15 protein-coding genes are annotated in these 20,343 nt (G+C 56.4%); 6 read left to right on the top strand and 9 right to left on the bottom strand.

What is annotated here, in order from left to right:
• Nucleotides 1-3: 3 nt before the first annotated feature.
• Both ACM6I6_RS03455 and ACM6I6_RS03450 read right to left on the bottom strand, forming a co-directional pair.
• Entirely contained in the window at nt 4-399 is a 396-nt protein-coding gene (locus ACM6I6_RS03455) for a pantoate--beta-alanine ligase (RefSeq protein WP_274077692.1), read from the bottom strand.
• A 195-nt stretch (nt 400-594) separates the two neighbouring features.
• On the bottom strand, nt 595-1,548 hold the full coding sequence (locus tag ACM6I6_RS03450; RefSeq protein ID WP_414919408.1) for a CatB-related O-acetyltransferase: 954 nt from the start codon (nt 1,546-1,548) through the stop codon (nt 595-597).
• A gap of 601 nt (nt 1,549-2,149) precedes the next feature.
• Between ACM6I6_RS03450 and ACM6I6_RS03445 the strand changes: the two genes are divergently transcribed.
• The 3 genes from ACM6I6_RS03445 (at nt 2,150) to ACM6I6_RS03435 (ending at nt 6,503) form a co-directional block, all read left to right on the top strand.
• Nucleotides 2,150-3,814: a glycosyltransferase gene (locus ACM6I6_RS03445; protein ID WP_414919407.1), complete on the top strand. Its 1,665-nt coding sequence runs from the start codon at nt 2,150-2,152 to the stop codon at nt 3,812-3,814.
• A 202-nt stretch (nt 3,815-4,016) separates the two neighbouring features.
• A complete protein-coding gene (locus ACM6I6_RS03440) occupies nt 4,017-5,123 on the top strand; it encodes a right-handed parallel beta-helix repeat-containing protein (protein ID WP_414919406.1) in 1,107 nt (368 codons plus the stop codon).
• Between the two features lie 246 nt (nt 5,124-5,369).
• Nucleotides 5,370-6,503 (top strand): hypothetical protein, encoded by a 1,134-nt coding sequence (locus tag ACM6I6_RS03435; protein ID WP_414919405.1) that lies wholly within the window; start codon nt 5,370-5,372, stop codon nt 6,501-6,503.
• Nucleotides 6,504-6,701: 198 nt separating this feature from the next.
• On the opposite strand, the gene ACM6I6_RS03430 is transcribed toward ACM6I6_RS03435, so the two are convergent.
• The 6 genes from ACM6I6_RS03430 to acnA all read right to left on the bottom strand — a co-directional run bounded on the left by ACM6I6_RS03430 (nt 6,702) and on the right by acnA (nt 15,081).
• Complete coding sequence (locus ACM6I6_RS03430; RefSeq protein ID WP_414919430.1) at nt 6,702-7,763, bottom strand: polysaccharide biosynthesis/export family protein; 1,062 nt, start codon at nt 7,761-7,763, stop codon at nt 6,702-6,704.
• A 40-nt stretch (nt 7,764-7,803) separates the two neighbouring features.
• The gene (locus ACM6I6_RS03425; protein ID WP_274077689.1) at nt 7,804-8,910 is read right to left on the bottom strand and encodes an ABC transporter permease; all 1,107 of its coding nucleotides are present in this window, start codon (nt 8,908-8,910) and stop codon (nt 7,804-7,806) included.
• Nucleotides 8,911-8,958: 48 nt separating this feature from the next.
• A complete protein-coding gene (locus tag ACM6I6_RS03420; RefSeq protein ID WP_274077688.1) occupies nt 8,959-9,612 on the bottom strand; it encodes an ABC transporter ATP-binding protein in 654 nt (217 codons plus the stop codon).
• Between the two features lie 13 nt (nt 9,613-9,625).
• Entirely contained in the window at nt 9,626-10,318 is a 693-nt protein-coding gene (locus ACM6I6_RS03415; RefSeq protein ID WP_274077712.1) for an ABC transporter permease, read from the bottom strand.
• A 341-nt stretch (nt 10,319-10,659) separates the two neighbouring features.
• Entirely contained in the window at nt 10,660-11,451 is a 792-nt protein-coding gene (locus ACM6I6_RS03410; RefSeq protein WP_414919404.1) for a lysostaphin resistance A-like protein, read from the bottom strand.
• 888 nt (nt 11,452-12,339) lie between these two features.
• Nucleotides 12,340-15,081 (bottom strand): aconitate hydratase AcnA, encoded by a 2,742-nt coding sequence (acnA, locus tag ACM6I6_RS03405; RefSeq protein ID WP_414919403.1) that lies wholly within the window; start codon nt 15,079-15,081, stop codon nt 12,340-12,342.
• A gap of 222 nt (nt 15,082-15,303) precedes the next feature.
• Here acnA and rlmM point away from each other — a divergent pair, with 222 nt between their 5' ends.
• Nucleotides 15,304-16,377, top strand: a complete 1,074-nt coding sequence (gene rlmM / locus ACM6I6_RS03400; protein ID WP_323608954.1) for a 23S rRNA (cytidine(2498)-2'-O)-methyltransferase RlmM — start codon at nt 15,304-15,306, stop codon at nt 16,375-16,377.
• Nucleotides 16,378-16,573: 196 nt separating this feature from the next.
• Nucleotides 16,574-16,825: a sulfurtransferase TusA gene (gene tusA, locus ACM6I6_RS03395; RefSeq protein ID WP_274077684.1), complete on the top strand. Its 252-nt coding sequence runs from the start codon at nt 16,574-16,576 to the stop codon at nt 16,823-16,825.
• Between the two features lie 686 nt (nt 16,826-17,511).
• On the opposite strand, the gene ACM6I6_RS03390 is transcribed toward tusA, so the two are convergent.
• Nucleotides 17,512-18,915, bottom strand: a complete 1,404-nt coding sequence (locus tag ACM6I6_RS03390) for an MATE family efflux transporter (RefSeq protein WP_414919402.1) — start codon at nt 18,913-18,915, stop codon at nt 17,512-17,514.
• A gap of 260 nt (nt 18,916-19,175) precedes the next feature.
• Between ACM6I6_RS03390 and pdxB the strand changes: the two genes are divergently transcribed.
• Nucleotides 19,176-20,318 (top strand): 4-phosphoerythronate dehydrogenase PdxB, encoded by a 1,143-nt coding sequence (gene pdxB, locus ACM6I6_RS03385; protein WP_414919401.1) that lies wholly within the window; start codon nt 19,176-19,178, stop codon nt 20,316-20,318.
• The last annotated feature ends 25 nt before the right edge of the window (nt 20,319-20,343 follow it).

Here is a 20,343-nt window from a genome sequence, read left to right as displayed (position 1 = left end):
GTATTACCCATACTTTTTGATCTCTGCAATCAGTTGGGTAGTGGAAATGCCTTCGGTGCGAGGAAGATAAATGACTTCGCACAACGACTTGAACTCATCAAAACGGCCTTCCCAGTCGTTACCCATGACCAGTGCGTCGGCGCCGAATTCCTGGATGTATTGACCTTTGAGTTCAAGCGATTCCTCAATGAATACTTCGTCAACGCAGGCAAGTGACGCGATGATGTCGCGACGCTCGGTTTCCGGATAAACCGGGTTACGTTGCTTCTTCGAGAAGTTCAGCGCGTCGGACGAGACACCTACCACCAGTCTGTCACCCTGTGCGCGGGCACGTTGCAGGATTTTGACGTGGCCAATGTGAAGGACGTCGAAAGTGCCGAAGGTGATGATGGTTCTCATAAAATATCCCTATTTTTAAACGCTTGCGCTGTATGAAAGTCGAGTATGGGTTTCAGCTCAGGCCCGCAAAGGGCTGGCTGGTGTGCGCTGCGTCAGATTTGGCTGGGCGTCGATGCTCTGGCTTGACGCTTGCTTTAGCCATAAAGCCCACCACTTACGAGTGGGCTCTGCAGTCGGCTATGAGTGCGCAGTCAGTCAGGCATTTGCCCGAGGTTGAGCTGTGCCGAGCTTGAAGCTGAATTTTTTCTTGAAAAGCTTACCTTTGTAAGGCTCGCCATCGACCATGAATATCAGTCGGTACCAGCCACGCTTGGCATCGAACGATGTGCTCTGGATCGGATAAATACCTGGTGCCACGAGTGGAGATTTGTCGTCTGGACCTGGCTCATGAGCGACAACTTCTATGGAAGTGAAGCGATCCAAGGCATTCATGTCTGCATGGGCGGTTGGCGTGGTAAACCACACAATGCCGGAACTGGTGCCGCTTGCTGCGTTGGTAACCGTCCCGGACAAGGCTGTGCGATTCTTCAGTCCCATGTGCAGCTTGATGGCATTGATCTTGTCAAGCGCTTCAGAGACGTCTGCGAAGTCAACGCCTGTCATATCTTGTGGCTCGAGTTCCCACCATTGGCTGGCCAGCAGACGTTCAATTGTTTCGTCGTCAAATCTGTAGCGAATGATTTGAGCAGGAATGCCACCAACGATAGCGTAAGGGGGAACATCCTTTGTAACTACGGCGCCTCCGGCGATCACTGCGCCAGTACCCACTGTAACTCCTTGGCAAATCATTGCGCCTGCGCCAATCCAGACATCGTGACCAATCACCGCTGGATCGGAAGTAGGACCTTTTACTCGCTGATGAGTTTGATATCCTTCAACATCAGTAAAGTGATTTGTGTTGTATTGGAAAGGATGGCAGCTCAAGTAATCTGTCGGATGGTTGATCGGGCTGATTTCTGCGTTGCGTGCAATGGAGCAATAGTTGCCAATAATAGCGCCTCTACCTACATAACCATCGCGACCCAGATATGTATATTTTCCGATCTGCGCCTTGGCATTGACAGTCACCGCGCCGTACAACTTTACAGGGCCCATCAAGACAGCGTCTTTAGAAACGCTAGCGAGTTTAGATACTAATGTGTCGTCCAAGATTACCGCGCTCCATGATGTCATTATGCAATCGCTAGAATTCAAACAGCATAAATCGACAGATTTAAGCTGTTCACGCATTTTTCAATGCGGTACCAATGAAATCGACGATTTTAACTATGTGTCAAAATTGTGTCAAGCACTCAGGTTGATAAATTTAGCTGCACTTAACTATTGTTTCATAGCTTGCACGATCGTTTCAGTGAGGGTATTTGACGTCAATTTTTACTTCATCAACAGGCCGGGCACGAGCTTTGGTGGTTTTCCCTCATTTTTCGATGTTTTTTTAGGTTTTTGGGTTGTCTGTGCTGGGGGGGGGTGGGGTATACAGGGTTTAGTGGATTATTGACGTCAAAATTAAAATGCGGTTTTCAAGGCCGGTTTCACATTGCGAGGCCAAGGCCGCCTGATGGTCTAGCCCGCGGTTCGCTCCTCTCGAGAAAATAGATGGCAATTTGATATCGGTGTAGGCGCGTTGGGGGCTCGTAGATTTGAGTCTAGAGCATATCCTGTTGGGTATTTGCGAGGCCTCGTGCAACAATTGCACTATAAAACAACACTTGCTTAGTGTTGGCTAGAACTTTCGGGGGCGATCTTTGCTATGAGGCAAGTAATATCAGTTTTATATGAGTTGGCAGAGCAAGGCGGTGGGGTTACCCGGGTTTCATTGGCGAGAACCGCGGCGCTGGCGGATGCGGGTCTAATGGCTCGTATTGCAGTGTTGGATTTTGATGAAAAACTTGATCAGACATTTGCCAATCTTGTTCGGCAGTCAAGAGTAAGCAAGGACTTGGAAGTTTTGCATTTTTACCGCTGGTTTGCGCACAGGGCCAACTGCTTGATGATGGGTGTGGTGGATTTCAATCAGTCTACAGTTGAGCATCTGAATGTTCTGGTCAGGAAACGTGTTGAACATGTCAATGGTTTTCAACTGGGTGTAAATCGATACGTGACGAGCACTGGTTTCGTTTTTATGGAGGAGTTTTTCCAAAATAAAAATGATGTGGTGATGGTCATATTATTTATTCCGGGTGAGCGGCCGCTTAAATTCAACTCTTTAGTGTCAGTGCATGCTTATTGGTTGAAGTGCCTGTCGCTTGGGTGTTTACCAAGTTTTTTGCTAGCCGACTCTATTGGAGCTGCTGATACGATTTGCCGGGTTGAAGGGAGGGGTATCTATCGGATTTTGATGATGCATAGCAATCACTTGCTCAAGCCTCACAATGTCGGGGCACCCATAGCACCCAAGTATGATGGTGTTATCCGGGGGATTGAGCGTTGTGATCGATTGGTGGTTTTAACCCAAGGCCAGTTGCGGGATGTGTGCGAGCGATTTCCCGCTGGTCGATATACGGTAATTGGTAACCTTGTGACGATCGATCCTGCGACAGCGCAGGTATCTCGAGATGAAAACCTCGCCGTTGTGGTTTCGCGCCTGCATGGTGTAAAGCGGATCAAGACAATGGTGAAAGCTTTTTCCAGGGTCATTGCGCGCAACCCGAATGCTCGACTGGAGATTTGGGGGGCGGGGGAGCAGGAAGACGATATCAAGGAATTCATTATCGGGCTGGGTATGCAGGACTCCATAAAGTTGATGGGGTTTGCAACTGATGTGTCTGAGGTTTTCAGGCGTGCCAGTGTCAGTTTGGGTATGTCGGTAACCGAAGGGTTTGGAATTAGTTTTGCAGAGTCGTTGGGCTATGGAACACCACTTGTTTCAACGAGGACTAACTACGGACCGCAGGAGATTGTAACAGATGGTGAGGATGGCTTTATCGTTGACTCTGAAGATGAGTTTGTCGATAAGGTTGCGCTGTTGCTGAGTGATAAATGTCTCGTTTCCGATATGGGGGAAAAAGGGCGCGAGAGCGCTAAAAGATTTGCGAGCGGTGCGATAACCAGGCTTTGGTTGTCATTGTTCGACGATTTAACTTCCAGTCCTACCGGTCGATTAGAGTGTTGGGTCCCGGATGGTCGAATTTTGGAGAATGTAGTTTCGAGCAAGGTCGGTTGGATTTATTTGCCGAAGGTCGCTGATGTTGAAGGTGCTGGATCTTACCTGTCGGCTAGAAGCGCTTTTGTGGTAGAGGTTTCAGACAAAAGAGAGTTTCTCGGTAAGGTTGTTCGTTTGCCATTGGGGTTTTACGAGGTCGATGGAATGGTTCTCGATGAGGAAAAAGGTAGATACAGGTTTCGACTCATGAAGGACGGAGTTCCTTTTCGTGGGGTGATTGCAAGTAAAGCGCTGAAGTTCGTGTTGGATTAATTTCGGGTTTGATGTGAGGGTGGGGGGAGTGTTTTTTTGGCCGGCTTTCAGGTCGCGAGACGCTACCTGATTCTCTCGGGCGCAAGTGGAGTGTATGTGTGGTTGGTGATATTTTCTGCGTCCGGAACACTCCAGGTTGGCTGGAACCTTGATGTAGCCTGGTGGTCGGTAAGATACTGGAAGCGATTAGAAGGGATGGGATATGTTGAAGGTGAAGCGTAATTTTTGGTTTTTCTCGTGTGTGCCTGGCGTATTTTTTTTGTTGACTGTTTTTCCTTTGGTATCGCCCGCGGCGGATGATGGAGCCTGTGTGTTGCCGCTTGAGGGGGAGGTAAGTGGTAACGTAAAGTTGAATGCCGCATGCACTTATTTTCAAACTGTTCGGATCGTTGAAAGCAATACGCATCTGGATTGTAATGGTGCGACGCTTGAGGGGGAAGGGAAGCGGGCAGTCGGAATTCAGATCGATGGCAAAAAAAAGCTTATTGAAAATGTGACGGTAGAGAACTGTCGAATCCAGAACTTTAAAAATCGTGGGGTCAATATAACGTCAGGGCTCCGAATCAAGGATTTTTCTGCGGATACAGATGCAAACTATAAACTGGCGCCGAAAAAAATTCTGATTGATCATGTTGCTGTGTTGGGAAGTGGTCGCGGTGGTGTTTATTTTGATAGCTACGTAACGGACTCGGTGTTGAGAAACTCGACAGTAGAAGGCTCTGGAAAGGTGGGAGTATATTTGGAGCAGGGAACTCAGCGCATTCAGATCTTGAATAATACGATTCGGAATAATGGTGTGGATGGGCATCGTGAAGGGTTGGCCATTGATTCGTCCGCGCATAATACTGTTAAAGGTAATCATTTTATTAGTAATGCAGGTGGTGGGGTTTTCATTTATAAGAACTGTGGAGAGAATTTTTCATCCGGCAAATCGGCGCTCCGTTGGCAGTCAAGTGACTTTAATATCGTCCAGGATAACACTTTCAGGGATGAGCGGGTGGGGGTATGGATTGCGTCGCGACAAAGCAAGGATTTGAGTAAGTGGGGGTGTGGCGATCCCTCTGTAGATGAAAGTGGACGCTTCTTTGCGGATCATGCTAATAACAATGTTGTTGAAAGGAACGAGTTTTGTAATACTGTGACTGCAGTACGTGTTGAGGGTGATAATAATATAATCGTTCAGAATAGAATTGACAGTGCTAGCCGGCGGCAGGTGTTTGAGCCATATCAAAATGTAAACAAGCCCGATGGGCGCAAGACTCAAGGTAATACGGTTAAAGATAATACACTGTCTAACTGTGTTCGTTGAGTCCTGTCAGTTTTGGGTACGGATAGTTGAGCATTCATTTGGCTGTCCGCTGTCGAGATTTTCGGGGTTGGCCGGCATAAGTTTTTTCGGTGGTGCACGGTTTTTACGATGGGGCTGGTGTTCGCAGAATGCTATGTGTCGCATTTGTTTGTGGAACACCAGTCCGGTGCGCGCGCGATGTTGATTTTATGCCGGATCTAGTCTATTTTTCCCGTGCCATTTTTTTCTAATAATAGGTTTGTTGTCATGCACGAATTTTCTGCAATGGAAGGTAAGCATTTTAAGATTGTTGAATGTGCTGATTCCAAACGGCTCATGGTCTTTTTGGCGGGTACCGACAAAACCGATGGCAAGTTTGATTTCTGGAATGTGGGGAATGCTCAGTCCTCTCACTTGTTGTTTTTGAATAATGGACGCAATGAGTGGTATCAGCAGGGTATCCCCGGCTTTGGTGATAGTCATGATGGTACGGTAGAAAAAATCAAAGCACTCGTGCGCTATTTGAACGTTGATGAAGTGTATTTCGTCGGCGTAAGCATGGGTGGGTATGGTGCGGTGCTTTATGGTGCTGCCCTTGACGCCAATGTTCTTGCGTTCGGCTACGATACAAAATTAAAAATTCCAGGCAGTCGCAGTCAGAAGCGGATGCCTAAAGATATTCCTGTCGCGTTTCCGGATCTGCGCCCGTTGATTAAGTCGTCAAAGGCTAAAGTTCTACAAATCGCAGGCGAGTGCGACTCTCTTGATCTCTTGTCTGCGGCGCATGTTCACGACTTGGCTAACGTCAGGACCATTACATTAACCGGAGTGGGTCATGGTGGCGCGCCTTTTATCAAGGAGTACTATGGCCTGTCCGAGTTTGTGAGTGCGTGGGCTAGTGGTGAAGCGCTTCCTGAAATCATTGAGGCTGGTGAGTCGGTTGGTAATGTCGAACTGGTAAAAGCGCTGTACAAAATGTTCTTGGCGTTTCGTGACAAGGATTGGAAGGGGGTTGAACAGGCGGCAGTTCGAGCAATTGAGTTGGATCCACGACACGAGTACGCCAATTACTTATTGGGTACGAGTCTATTGGAGGACAAGCGATATGCTGAATCCCAAGCGCCGTTGCTGATTTCTGTTGGTTCTGCACCACATTATCTGGGGGCTCGTTATCGTCTGGGGCGTGCGCTTATGCTCAATAAGCGTCATGCGTATGCAAAGATGCATTTCATGACTTACTTGAAGTCAAATCCAAAGGCGCACATTGTTTTGATGATGCTTTCTGATATTTATATGCTGGAAGGCAATATTCAGTTAGCTACCAAATATCTCGCCGATTCGCTTGAGTGCGGTGGGGATGAGGAGAAAATTTCCAAGCGCATGGCCAAATTGGCAGCTTGATCGATCCTCGGGCGATCTTCCGATCGAGTTAAATGTCCAGTGCCGGGATTCTGCTTTTAGCAGCTGTTCTTCGGTATTTGAGCAGGAAGGTGGTCCTGCACGCACTGGCGTGCAGGCCCAACCTGATAACGGTACTACCTTCAACCTCCCAAAACTTTGCGTTTTGATTGGCTCGTAACTCGGGTCATGTCTTCCATATCACTGAATGCCAGTGGCGCGCCCCAGCAGCATTGTTTGTACAATCGGACTAATAACTTTTTGCCACTCGTACACAGCGGCGTTGGTTACATAAATCGTATCGTCTGGCTTGAGCATAATCTGACGAGCATAAAAAATAGCTGCCGGATCACGCATATCCAGTCGCATGACTGTCGGCTTTGGGTTGCCATCAGTTCCCATGCGGAATACAAAGACGCCTTCCGGGTTTGCGCTACCTTCTTTCAGTCCACCTACGCTGCTCAGTGCATCCAGCAAGCTTGTATTTTGCGCAGGCATGTCCTTCAAGCCAGGCTCGGCAACAGCACCCATCGCGACAAAACGCTGTCGTGCCCGGTCCAGCACTACTTCCGAGTTCGGGCGCAGCACCATGTTGTTGCCGGCCAGCACATCCTCATAGTTGAACTGTTGAACCTGACTGCCAGTACGCACGGTGACGTTGACCAAGTGTGGTTCCATCACAGGGCCGCCTGCCTGGTTGACGGCATCCAGCAGCGTCAGCGGTCCTTGCAGGGTACTAAAGCGGCCAGGGGCTTTAACTGCGCCTGCTACCAGTACCGAGCCCGAAAGATCACCGACCAGTTCAACGTGAGTCTGCACGTCAGTGGTCACGCCTTTGAGCTGTTTGCGGATCATGTTCTCAACTTCGTTGAGGGTCATGCCGGCGACGAACTGACGGCCGACGTAGGGCAGGGAGATCATGCCCTGGTCGTCGATGCGGGTCTTGAGCTGGGTGCCGCCAGCGGACAGCGGGGCGAACAGCGCCGAGCCTTCCGGTGCGTTGTCAGTGATCAGCACGTTGAGGATGTCACCGGCCATCAGTCGCGCCGAGGGAGCGACAGGCTTGGCGATGCTCGCTAGTACCGGACGCACCGCGCCACGCATGTACGGGGCGATGGTATTGGCGTTGATCTCGACCAGGTTGTACGGCTGGTTTTTGCTTTCGATATCGCCCTTGTAAGGGCCGGCGCCGGACAAAGTGCCGCCGCAACCTGCCAGGGTCAAAGCTGCCAGGATCAAACCCGCTACAGCGCTGTTTCGCATGCTCACGTTCAGGGGGCGAAGGGGCAGGCCAGTAATGGATTTAATCACGATGATCCTCGATCGATGCAATTAGGAAGCGGGTGATGCCGTAGAGCAGCAGCAGTGCCAGGAAGATGGTTGCCAGGTTGTAGAGACGTTCCGGGTAGATGGCGAGCTGTGGGGTGTTCGGGCTGACCACGGTGACCAGGGTGCGAATCTTCTTGCTGGCTTCGATACGGGCGTTGTCGAGTGCGGCGACGGCAGTCTTGTAGGTTTCTTCAGCGATGCCCGCGTCCAGGGTCAATTGCTGGAAGCTCGAGGCAACAACGTTGAGTTGGTCGCCATCGGGTGCGGATACCAGCAGGCGTTTTTCGGCATTCAGCTGTTCGCGAATGGCGCTCACGCGTTGTTGCTGCTGCTTGACCTGCGGTGAGTCTGCACGAAGCTTGTAGAGCATCTGGGTGAGCACGGCGCGCTCTTTGGAGTGCTCGCCTTCGAGGGTGTCGATGATGCTAGCGCGGCCTTGGGCCGAGCTTTTGCCATCCAGTACCTTGTTGCGGTTCTGGAAGCTCAGCAGCTCTTCCTTGCGCAGGGTGTAGTTGGCTTTCGCGCCTTCCAGTTCGCCTTGGGAGAAGCGCATCTGCTCGCGGGCGATGCTGTGGGAGACTTCGTTCACGAAGTGCTCGCTGGCTTCGAGAATGACCTGGACCATTTGCTCGGCAAGTTCCGGGCTGAAGGCTTGTACTTCAACTTTTAGCAGGCCGGTGGTTTCGTCATAGTGCGCGGTGACCATGCGCTGGTAGTACTTGAGCAAGTCTTCGCGCTCGGTGTCGGTGCTCAGCCAGAAGAACGGGTCGTTGCGTTGCTTGCTGTATTGCTCGACCCAGTGCAGGCGGTCTTCCAGCAGCTGCATCATGTCCATCGACACGATGTATTCGCGCAGGTACAGGGTTTCTTCGCGGGAGGCCGGGTTGGCGCCGCTGAGCAGCATGCCCAGGCCCGGCATTTGGGCGGCTGGATTGTTGCCATCCTGGCGCACCACCACTTGCGCGGAGCTGACATAGCGGTCCACGGCAAAGAAGCTGTAGTAGACGATGGCCAGTACCATTGGAAGCACGATCAGCCCCAGTGTCAGGCGCCAGCCCTTGAATTTACCCGTACTGCTCATATGCACACGCATCCTTGAAATAAAACAATCACGCCACGGTCAGGGCGATCAGGTGTTGTAGGCCTTGATGCCTTCGGCGACATCGTCATAGATCTGCACTCCGCCATTACGCACCAGCAGTACGACGTCGCAGAGCTTCTGAATTTCATTCATGTTGTGGGAAACCAGCACGACCTTGGATTTCTGCAGGCGCTCTTCGAAGACGTTGGCGCACTTGCGTTTGAAGTGCGCGTCACCTACCGACATCACTTCGTCGATCAGGTAGTAGTCGAAGTCAAAGGCCATGCTCAGGCCGAACGCCAGGCGCGAACGCATGCCTGAGGAGTAGGTCTTTACGGGTTCGTCGATCCAGCTGCCGATCTCGGCAAAGTCTTCGACGTAGGCGACCTTTGCACGCATGGCGTCGCCGACCGCGCCGTAGACGCGGCTGACGAACTTGATGTTTTCGCGGCCGGTCATGCTGCCCTGGAAACCACCGGACAAACCGACGGGCCAGGAGATGCTCTTGTTGGTGGCAATGGTGCCGGAGTCCGGCACGTCGGCACCGCCCAACAGACGAACCAGGGTCGATTTGCCCGCGCCATTACGGCCGATCAGGCCGATGTTTTTATCGGCGGGGATCTTCAGTGACAGGTCACGAAACACGTGGCGACGCCCTTTGGGGGTCAGGTACGACTTGGTGATATTTCTGAGCTCGAACACGGTAAGCCTGCGGTTAGCCGTTCTTGGTGGAGATCAAATGCAGTCGACGAACCCGGTATGTGCCGAGCGATACGAACAACAAAACCAGGGTGACAGCGATTACGTACTCAAGAGAGACGCCATCGACGGGCACGTAGTAGGGGAAGATCTCGGCGCGGATCAGTTCCAGCAAGTGCAGGAACGGATTGAGCAATAGCAGTGGCAGCATGGCGTGAGGCAGATAGGCCGCGGGTAACAGAACGCCGGAAATGAAATACAGCGGGAAGAACATCATGCGGATGAATATCTTGCTGCCTGGGATCGCATGGGCAATCAGCGCCAGCAGCATGCCCAGGCCGAAGGCAAACAGCAGGCCGAGCAGGATAGTCAGTACCCATTGGATAGGTGACTTTATCGACATGTCGAAGCCATACCAGGCAAAGCCGAATACCAGGATGGCGTAGACCAGGGCGGAGATGCTGAATTCCACCAGGACCCGGGCGATGAAGGTGTCGAGGGGTTTGATTTGCTTGTAGGCAAACAGCGAGCGGTTTTCCTTGGGGCTGTCCATCAAGCGCAACGCTGTGTTGCGAAACAGCAGGAAGGGTGCGAGTCCAACCAGGACGAAGACAGGAAATTCGAGGCCGGCTACCGATCTACCGCGAACCAGTGCAAACAGAACACTCAAGACTAAAAGGTGAGCGATCGGTTCCAGCAGCGTCCACACTGCGCCCAAACGGCTCGCGCCTATACGCGCGCGCGCTTCGCGCAACACCAGGGCAAAGATGACCGATTTTTTGATTTGCAGAGAGGAACGAGGCTTCAAGATGGTTTACCGCACAGCACAACGACGCGGTAAACGCGTTGCTTGAATTCATTTTCAGAGGACTAACTGTCGATGTAGGACAGATCGCTTCCATTCGTGGGGCGGGAGGGTAAACGCTGGGCCCGACAGGAGTCAAGCTGTGTAGTTCCCTACCGATAGTCGGTTGTTCTTGCCAACGTTCAGGGTGTTTTGCCGGAGTTCAACCATTCGGTGGCGGCTCGGTTTGTTCGACGAATGATGGTTCAGCTGGCCAGCATCGGGTAACTGAACAGTCCGAAATGCAGCAGATTCAACCCGAAGTGGGTAGCAATGGCGGTTGCCAATCCACCGAATCGATAGGCCAGGCCATAGCCAGCGCCTGCCAAAGTTGCCAGCATTACCCATTCCCAACCGGCGCCCCAATGGGCCAACCCGAATAACAGAGACGCGATCATCAGGGTAAGGTGGTCGCCGTAGGGCAGATGTTGGAAGAGTCGGCTCAGACCACCTTGCAGGTAGCCACGAAACAGCGCTTCTTCTACCAGTGTTACCAGCAGCAGGTTGTTGTTTATCCACAGCCATGCCTGCGGCGGCCATTTCGGTGCCCACTCGACAATCCCTAGCAGCCATGCGCTTACAAGCGTGACGAGTACCGTCAGGCTAAGTGTCAAAGCTCCAACCTTTAATGCTTGCAACAACGAGTGGCGGCCGATGATCCATGGGCATACGAGCAACAGCCAGAAGCCTATCAGCGGCTTATCCAGATTGAGGTTCATCGAGAAGGGCACGGCATTCTCGGTGAAGCGTTGCTGGTCGATCATCCTGGCATTGTGAAATCCAGGCCACCAATGGAGGGTCAAGGCGAGTGCCAGGAGGATGAACAGGGCGTGGCCGAGGTAGGGGCCATAACGAAAGCGGTGTTGCCGAACGGCGTATCCGGCGAGTCCCAACAGAATAATTGCAATGATCGCCTGAGCTGTCAGGTAACCGTAGGTGAGCGCGAGAACATAACCGGCAGAGAGTAATGTCAGGTACGGCCAGGGCAGTACGAGCATGGGGTCATCCTGTTGACTGGCGAAACTACCTTTAGTGGTGCATTTAGGCAGATTTACCCGAGGAGCAGCAAGAAACCACCAGACTTTTTTCCTTAACATGGGCTGTGTAGAACTGTGGCTGTGACTATGTTTATAGGTGCCTGACATTCACTTGGAAGGCGAGCTGGCGGATTATCCTGAATCAGGGAACGCACATGACTACTTGGCCCATGATTACCGTGACATTGTTGATGCTGGTACCGTTGATGGTTCTTGCTACATCGATACAAGGTTGGGTTCAACATTTCAAAATCGAAGGCGATACCGAGTACTAGTCGCGGTTTGACGAAGCTCCGGTCCTTTCATTAGCGCGAACACTGAGCACAGGGATGTGGTCCCCACGCAAATACGGTCTTTCAGAATATGGCTTGGCCATTGTTGTTGGCTTTCAGGCGGCTATCGCCAGCAGGCTGGCTCCCACAGTGGATCGGGTGCATCCGGGGGCGAATGGTTGGCTGTGAGGGCGCCATCGCTGGCAAGCCAGCTCCTACAGTGGTTTTGGGTACAGTCGCGAGGGAATGGTTGGCTGTGAGGGCGCCTTCGCTGGCAAGCCAGCTCCTACAGGGGGTTGGGTGCAGTCGTGAGGGAATGGTCGGCTTTGAGGGTGCCATCGCTGGCAAGCCGGCTCCTGCAGGGGATTTGGTGCAGTCGCGAGTGAATGGTGGGCTGTTAGGGCGCTATCGCCAGCAGGCTGGCTCCCACAGTGGATTGAGTGCATTCGCAAGTAATTAGTTGGTTGTAAGGATGCCTTCGCCGGCAAGGTGCTTGGATGGCAGGTTGTAAGGGAGGGCTTCAGGCGCCGTTACCGATGCAACAGCGCCTGAAGCCTCAACACTGATTGTCCCGCGCTTACGACGCAATCAACTGCCGCAACACGTAGTGCAAGATTCCTCCCGACTTGAAGTACTCCACCTCATTGAGCGTATCAATCCTGCACAACACTTCGATTTTTTCCCGGCTGCCATTCTCCCGGGTGATGACCAGTGTCAGGTTCATCCGAGGGGTCAGTTCGACGCCGGTCAGGCCGAGGATGTCCAGGGTTTCGCGGCCGGTCAGGTTCAGGCTCTTGCGGTTCTGGTCGAGTTTGAACTGCAGCGGCAGCACGCCCATGCCCACCAGGTTGGAGCGGTGGATGCGCTCGAAGCTTTCGGCGATGACGGCCTTGATGCCCAGCAGGTTGGTGCCCTTGGCGGCCCAGTCGCGGCTGGAACCGGTGCCGTATTCCTGGCCGGCGATGACCACCAGTGGGGTGGCGGAGGCTTGGTAGCGCATGGCGGCGTCGTAGATCGGCAGTTTTTCGCCGGTGGGGATGTAGTAGGTGTTGCCGCCTTCTTCGCCGTGCAGCATTTCGTTGCGAATGCGGATGTTGGCGAAGGTGCCGCGCATCATCACCTGGTGGTTGCCGCGGCGTGAGCCGTAGGAGTTGAAGTCGCGCGGTTCCACGCCTTTTTCCCGCAGGTACTGGCCTGCGGGGCTGTCGGCCTTGATGTTGCCGGCGGGGGAGATGTGGTCGGTGGTCACCGAGTCGCCGAGCAGGGCGAGGATGCGCGCGCCGCTGACGTCCTTGACCACCGGTGGCGGGCCGCCGATGTCGTCGAAGAACGGTGGATGCTGGATGTAGGTCGAGTCGTCCTGCCAGACGTAGGTGGCCGCTTGCGGCACTTCGATGGCTTGCCATTGTTCGTCGCCGGCGAACACTTCGGCATATTCCTTGTGGAACATGGCGGTGTTGACCCGTTCGACCGCTTCGGCGATTTCCTGGCTGCTGGGCCAGATGTCGCGCAGGTACACCGGCTGGCCGTTCTGGTCTTCGCCCAGGGGCTCGCGGCTGAGGTCGATGCGTACGGTGCCCGCCAGGGCATAGGCGACCACCAGCGGCGGCGAGGCCAGCCAGTTGGTTTTCACCAACGGATGGACCCGGCCCTCGAAGTTGCGGTTGCCCGACAGCACCGAGGCTACGGTCAGGTCGGCTTTCTGGATGGCTTTTTCGATGGGTTCCGGCAGTGGCCCGGAGTTGCCGATGCAGGTGGTGCAGCCATAACCGACCAGGGCAAAACCCAGGGCGTCGAGGTACTGCGTCAGGTCGGCGGCCTTGTAGTAGTCGGTAACCACTTTGGAGCCTGGGGCCAGCGAGCTTTTCACCCAGGGTTTGCGCCGCAGGCCTTTTTCCACGGCTTTTTTCGCCAGCAGCCCGGCCGCCATCATCACGCTCGGGTTGGAGGTGTTGGTGCAGGAGGTGATGGCGGCGATCACCACCGCGCCGTTTTTCAGGCGAATGGTCTGGCCTTCGAATTCGTAGTCCACTTCGCCGGCCATGTCCGCGTTACCCACGGCCACGCCGCCGCCACCTTCGCTTTCCAGGCGGCCTTCTTCCTTGCTGGTGGGTTTGAGTTGCAGGCCGATGAAGTCGCTGAACGCTTGTGCGACGTTCGGCAGCGACACGCGGTCTTGCGGGCGCTTGGGCCCGGCGAGGCTGGCTTCGACGCTGGCCAGGTCCAGGGCCAGGCTGTCGGTGAATTGCGGTTCCTTGCCCGGCAGGCGCCACAGGCCCTGGGCCTTGCTGTAGGCCTCGACCAGTTTGACCGTGGCGTCGGGGCGGCCGGACAGGCGCAGGTAGCTCAAGGTCACGTCGTCCACCGGGAAGAAGCCGCAGGTGGCGCCGTACTCCGGCGCCATGTTGGCGATGGTCGCGCGGTCGGCCAGGGGCAGGTCGGCCAGGCCGTCGCCGTAGAACTCGACGAATTTGCCGACCACGCCTTTCTTGCGCAGCATCTGGGTGACGGTCAGCACCAGGTCGGTGGCGGTGATGCCTTCCTTGAGTTTGCCGGTGAGCTTGAAGCCGATCACTTCGGGAATCAGCATCGACACCGGTTGGCCAAGCATCGCCGCTTCGGCTTCAATGCCGCCGACGCCCCAGCCGAGTACGCCGAGGCCGTTGATCATGGTGGTGTGGGAGTCGGTGCCGACCAGGGTGTCGGGGAAGGCGTAGGTGCGGCCATCTTCGTCCTTGGTCCAGACGGTGCGGCCCAGGTATTCCAGGTTGACCTGGTGGCAGATGCCGGTGCCGGGCGGCACCACGCTGAAGTTGTCGAAGGCGCTCTGGCCCCAGCGCAGGAAGGCGTATCGCTCGCCGTTGCGCTGCATTTCGATGTCGACGTTCTGTTCGAAGGCGCTGCTGGTGGCGAATTTGTCGACCATCACCGAGTGGTCGATCACCAGGTCCACCGGGGATAGCGGGTTGATGCGCTGCGGGTCACCGCCGGCCTTGGCCATGGCCGCGCGCATGGCGGCCAGGTCGACCACGGCGGGCACGCCGGTGAAGTCCTGCATCAGCACCCGCGCCGGGCGGTACTGGATCTCGCGGTCGGAGCGGCGCTCCTTGAGCCACGCGGCAATGGCCTTGAGGTCGGCGCCGGTGACGGTCTTGGCGTCTTCCCAGCGCAGCAGGTTTTCCAGCAGCACCTTGAGCGACATGGGCAGTGCGTCGAGGTCGCCGAGGCTCCTGGCGGCCTCCGGCAGGCTGTAATAGTGGTAGGTCTTGTCGTCGACTTGCAGGGTTTTAAGGGTCTTCAGGCTATCGAGGGACGGCATTACGGTCACTCCTTGGAGTCCGCACGGGTACGGACTGAGGGAACGGGCAGAGCATTAAACCTAGCCCTGTTTTAAGTAGCTGGCTAATAACTGGACTCTATGGGCAAGTCCGAGGTTCCGAAGTCGGCTATCATGCGCCGGTTTTCGTGACAGGCTTTGCGTTAGCGCAAGTCTGGGCATCGCGCAGTGGTTGAATGTCTCGCCATCTGCCCAGGAGTAAGAATGAACACCCTTTTCATGCATTGCCGGCCGGGCTTCGAAGGTGAAGTCTGTTCCGAGATTTCCGACCTCGCCGCACAACTGAACGTGGCCGGTTATGCCAAGGCCAAGGCGGCCAGCGCCTGCGCCGAGTTTGTCTGCACCGAAGAAGACGGCGCCGAGCGCCTGATGCGCGGACAGCGTTTTACCAACCTGATCTTCCCGCGTCAGTGGGCCCGGGGGATCTTCATCGATCTGCCGGAGAGCGATCGCATCAGCGTGATCCTCGCGCACCTGGCGGATTTCCCGACCTGCGGCAGCCTGTGGCTGGAAGTGGTCGACACCAATGATGGCAAGGAGCTGTCGAATTTCTGCAAGAAGTTCGAAGGCCCGCTGCGCAAGGCGCTGACCGGCGCCGGCAAGCTGGTGGACGATGCGACCAAGCCGCGCTTGTTGCTGACGTTCAAGAGCGGCCGTGAAGTGTTCGTTGGCCTGGCGGAGTCGAACAACTCGGCGATGTGGCCGATGGGCATTCCGCGCCTGAAATTTCCCCGCGAGGCGCCGAGCCGTTCGACCTTGAAGCTCGAAGAGGCCTGGCACCATTTCATCCCGCGGGACCAGTGGGACGAGCGCCTGCACAGCGACATGACCGGTGTCGACCTGGGCGCGGCGCCCGGCGGCTGGACCTGGCAGCTGGTCAACCGCGGCATGCTGGTGACCGCCATCGATAATGGCCCGATGGCTGAAAGCCTGATGGACACCGGCCTGGTGCAGCACCTGATGGCCGACGGTTTCACCTTCAAGCCCAAGCAGCCGGTGGATTGGATGGTGTGCGACATTGTCGAGAAACCGGCTCGTAACGCGGCGATGCTGGAGGAGTGGATCGGCGAGGGGCATTGCCGCGAGGCGGTGGTCAACCTCAAGCTGCCGATGAAGCAGCGGTATGCCGAGGTGAAGCGTTTGCTGGAGCGTATTGCCGACGGTTTCAAGGCGCGGGGCATCAAGGTCGAGATCGGCTGCAAACAGCTGTACCACGACCGTGAGGAAGTGACCTGCCACCTGCGCCGCCTGGACGTGAAGAAAACCAAGTCCCGCTGAGACGAACGGCCCCATGTGGGAGCGGGCTTGCTCGCGAAGGCGTCGTGTCAGTCGACATCAACGCTGGTGACACACCGCTTTCGCGAGCAAGCCCGCTCCCACATGACCGTGGTAATTCCACAAGGGCGGCGTAATGCCACAGATGACCGAACACCCGGCAATGGGCGACAATGCCGGCAAGTTTCAGGAGTGAATCATGAGTGAATTGCTTGATACGCCGGTAGACGGCACCCTCGATGCCACCGGCCTCAACTGCCCGGAGCCGGTGATGATGCTGCACCAGCACATCCGTGACCTGGTGCCCGGCGGCCTGCTCAAGGTGATCGCCACCGATCCGTCGACCCGCCGCGATATTCCCAAGTTCTGCGTGTTTCTTGACCATGAGCTGGTGGGGCAGCATGAAGATGCCGGCACCTACCTCTACTGGATCCGCAAAAAATCCGACTGACCCACAAAACCTTGCCAGCGAAGACGGCCTATCAGCCACCATCAATGTTGACGGACACACCGCCTTCGCGAGCAAGCTCGCTCCTACAAGGTCATATCCGACTGACCCACAAAACCTTGTAGGAGCTGGCTTGCCAGCGAAGACGGCCTATCAGCCACCATCAATGTTGGCTGACACACCGCCTTCGCGAGCAAGCTCGCTCCTACAAGGTCATATCCGATTGAGCCACAAAACCTTGTAGGAGCTGGCTTGCCAGCGAAGACGGCCTATCAGCCAGCATCAATGTTGACTGACACACCGCCTTCGCGAGCAAGCTCGCTCCTACAAGGTCATATCCGATTGAGCCACAAAACCTTGTAGGAGCTGGCTTGCCAGCGAAGACGGCCTATCAGCCACCATCAATGTTGACTGACACACCGCCTTCGCGAGCAAGCTCGCTCCTACAAGGTCATATCCGATTGAGCCGCAAAACCTTGTAGGAGCTGGCTTGCCAGCGAAGACGGCCTATCAGCCACCATCAATGTTGACTGACACACCGCCTTCGCGAGCAAGCTCGCTCCTACAAGGTCATATCCGATTGAGCCGCAAAACCTTGTAGGAGCTGGCTTGCCAGCGAAGACGGCCTATCAGCCACCATCAATGTTGACGGACACACCGCCTTCGCGAGCAAGCTCGCTCCTACAAGGTCATTTCAGGCTGATACGAATACGCTTGCGCGCACTACGCGTCAGGCGGATCGACAACATCAATGCCGCGCAGCTCAGTCCGACGATCAAACCCTGCCACAGCCCGCTCGGGCCGCTTGGCGTGCCGAACCAGTCGGTCAGGCCGAGGGCGTAGCCCACTGGCAGGCCGATGCCCCAGTAGGCGAACAGCGTCAGGATCATCGTCACCCGGGTGTCCTGATAGCCGCGCAACGCACCGGCCGCCGTGACCTGGATCGCATCGGAAAACTGGAACAGCGCTGAATACACGATCAACATCGCCGCCACCCTGATCACCGTCGGGTCCGCCGTGTAGATGGTTGCGATGTGCTCACGCAGCAACAGCATCAAACTCGCCGAGAGACAGGCATACGCCAGCGCCGTGCCCATGCCGACGCCCGCGGCGAAGCGCGCTTCCCGGGGTTGCTCGCGCCCCAGCGCCTGGCCGACGCGCACGGTCACAGCCATGCCCAGGGAGTAGGGGATCATGAACACCAGCGAGCTGAAGTTCAGGGCGATCTGGTGCCCGGCGACCACGGTGGCGCCGAGGCTGCCGATCAGCAGGGCGATCACCGCGAAGATGCTCGACTCGGCGAACACGGCAATGCCGATCGGCAGGCCGATGCCCAGCAGGCGCTTGATCACCGACCATTGCGGCCAGTCGAAACGGCTGAACAGCTGGCTCGACTGATACGCTGGCGCCCAGCGCTCCCAGCCGGCCATGCCCAGGGCCATCACCCACATCACGATCGCCGTGGCCCAGCCGCAACCGACGCCGCCCATGGCCGGCACGCCGAAGTGGCCATAGATGAACACGTAGTTCAGCGGAATGTTTAACGCCAGGCCGCACAGGCCCAGCACCATCGCCGGACGGGTGCGGCCCAGGCCGTCACTGAAGCAGCGCAGCACATGGTAGATAGCGACCGCCGGCAGGCCACTGGCGATGCCGTGCAGGTACTGCATGCAGGGGCCGATCAGTTCGGGATCGACCTTCATCACGTGCAAGACCGGTTCGGCACCCAGCAGCAGGCCAGTGGCGATCAGGCCCACCACCAGGGCCAGCCACAGCGCCTGGCGCACGATCGGGCCGATCTCGCTGTGGGTGCCGGCACCGAAGCGCTGGGCGACTTTCGGCGTGGTGGCCAGCAACGTGCCGGTCATCAGCAGGAACACCGGCACCCAGATCGAGTTGCCCAGCGCCACCGCCGCCAGGTCGCGCGGTCCGACCCGGCCGGCCATCACCGCATCGACGAAGCCCATCGCCGTGGTGGCCAGTTGCGCGATCATGATCGGCAAGGCCAGGCCGAGCAGGTTTTTCAGCTCCAGGCGGACCCGGGCGGGGCGGGAGAGGGAAGGGCTGGTGGTGTGGTCGGTCACGGAGTTCAAGGGCAAAACGTCCAAATATGTTGGCTGCGCGGGTGCGCATTCTACAGATTGACGCAGCGGTCAGGAAAAGACTGTGTTGGGGATTTGTAATCCTGTGGGAGCGAGCTTGCTCGCGATGGAGGTCAACGATGACGAGGGCTGCCTGAATAAACGCGGCGTTCTCAGGTTTTTCGCGAGCAAGCTCGTTCCTACAGGGGCATCGATGCTAGGCGCAACACGTCAACTACGCCTACACTGCCGATCCGCCAAAGGAGCCTGACATGCTGATTGTTGCCGACGAAAATATCCCCCTGCTAGACGCCTTCTTTGAACATTTCGGTGAAATCCGCCGGGTGCCGGGGCGCTCCATCGACCGCGCCACGGTCGAGCAGGCCGATGTGTTGCTGGTGCGCTCGGTCACCCGCGTCGACCGTGCGTTGCTGGAAGGCAGCAAGGTGCGCTTCGTCGGCACCTGCACCATCGGCACCGATCACCTGGATCTGGATTACTTTCAACAGGCCGGCATCACCTGGTCCAGCGCGCCGGGCTGCAACGCCCGGGGCGTGGTCGACTACGTGCTTGGCAGCCTGCTGACCCTGGCTGAAATCGAAGGCGCCGACCTGACTCAACGCACTTACGGTGTTGTGGGGGCTGGTGAGGTGGGTGGACGATTGGTCAAGGTCCTGCAGGGCCTGGGCTGGAAGGTGCTGGTCTGCGATCCGCCACGCCAGGCCGCTGAAGGGGGCGATTACGTCAGCCTTGAGCAGATCATCGAGCAGTGCGACGTGATCAGCCTGCACACACCATTGACCCGGCAGGGCACCCAGCCGACCTGGCATCTGCTCGATGAAAAACGCCTTAATCAGCTCAAGCCCGGCACCTGGCTGATCAACGCCAGCCGTGGCCCGGTGGTGGACAACCGGGCCTTGCGCCAGGTGCTGCTGCAGCGCGAAGACCTGCAGGCGGTACTCGATGTCTGGGAGGCCGAGCCCGAAGTCGACGTGGCCCTGGCCGAACTCTGCGTGCTGGCCACGCCGCACATTGCCGGCTACAGCCTCGATGGCAAGCAACGCGGCACGGCGCAGATCTATCAGGCGTACTGCGAGTTCCTCGGGCAAGCGCCCCAGGTCAGCCTGACCGACTTGCTGCCAGCCCCGTGGCTGTCGCAGGTGACGTTGAGTGCGGACACCGACCCGGCCTGGGCCCTGGCGATGTTGTGCCGCGGGGTGTACGACCCGCGCCGTGACGATGCGGATTTTCGCCGCAGCCTTGTGGGCAGTGTGAGTGAGCAGCGTGCGGCGTTCGATGGGCTGCGCAAAAACTATCCATCGCGACGCGAGATCGACGGGTTGCAGGTGCGCATTGATGGGGATGCGCCGGCGTTGCGGCAGATCGTGGCGGCTCTGGGCGCGACGGCTATCTGAAAATCGGGTAATAAAAAACCCGGCC

The organism is Pseudomonas sp. IT-P218, from assembly GCF_949767605.1.
Lineage (GTDB): Bacteria > Pseudomonadota > Gammaproteobacteria > Pseudomonadales > Pseudomonadaceae > Aquipseudomonas > Aquipseudomonas putida_AE.
Note: the sequence above shows the minus strand (reverse complement) of the source record. Positions and strands in the feature narration are given on the sequence as shown.

Bases quoted from the DNA above. Each gene is read 5' to 3' on its own strand.
- rlmM (WP_323608954.1), top strand. From the start codon at position 15,304: ATGAACACCCTTTTCATGCATTGCCGGCCGGGCTTCGAAGGTGAAGTC.
- tusA (WP_274077684.1), top strand. From the start codon at position 16,574: ATGAGTGAATTGCTTGATACGCCGGTAGACGGCACCCTCGATGCCACC.
- ACM6I6_RS03455 (WP_274077692.1), bottom strand. From the start codon at position 399: ATGAGAACCATCATCACCTTCGGCACTTTCGACGTCCTTCACATTGGC.
- ACM6I6_RS03440 (WP_414919406.1), top strand. From the start codon at position 4,017: ATGTTGAAGGTGAAGCGTAATTTTTGGTTTTTCTCGTGTGTGCCTGGC.
- ACM6I6_RS03410 (WP_414919404.1), bottom strand. From the start codon at position 11,451: ATGCTCGTACTGCCCTGGCCGTACCTGACATTACTCTCTGCCGGTTAT.
- ACM6I6_RS03425 (WP_274077689.1), bottom strand. From the start codon at position 8,910: ATGAGCAGTACGGGTAAATTCAAGGGCTGGCGCCTGACACTGGGGCTG.
- ACM6I6_RS03445 (WP_414919407.1), top strand. From the start codon at position 2,150: ATGAGGCAAGTAATATCAGTTTTATATGAGTTGGCAGAGCAAGGCGGT.
- acnA (WP_414919403.1), bottom strand. From the start codon at position 15,081: ATGCCGTCCCTCGATAGCCTGAAGACCCTTAAAACCCTGCAAGTCGAC.
- ACM6I6_RS03430 (WP_414919430.1), bottom strand. From the start codon at position 7,763: ATGCGAAACAGCGCTGTAGCGGGTTTGATCCTGGCAGCTTTGACCCTG.
- pdxB (WP_414919401.1), top strand. From the start codon at position 19,176: ATGCTGATTGTTGCCGACGAAAATATCCCCCTGCTAGACGCCTTCTTT.
- ACM6I6_RS03435 (WP_414919405.1), top strand. From the start codon at position 5,370: ATGCACGAATTTTCTGCAATGGAAGGTAAGCATTTTAAGATTGTTGAA.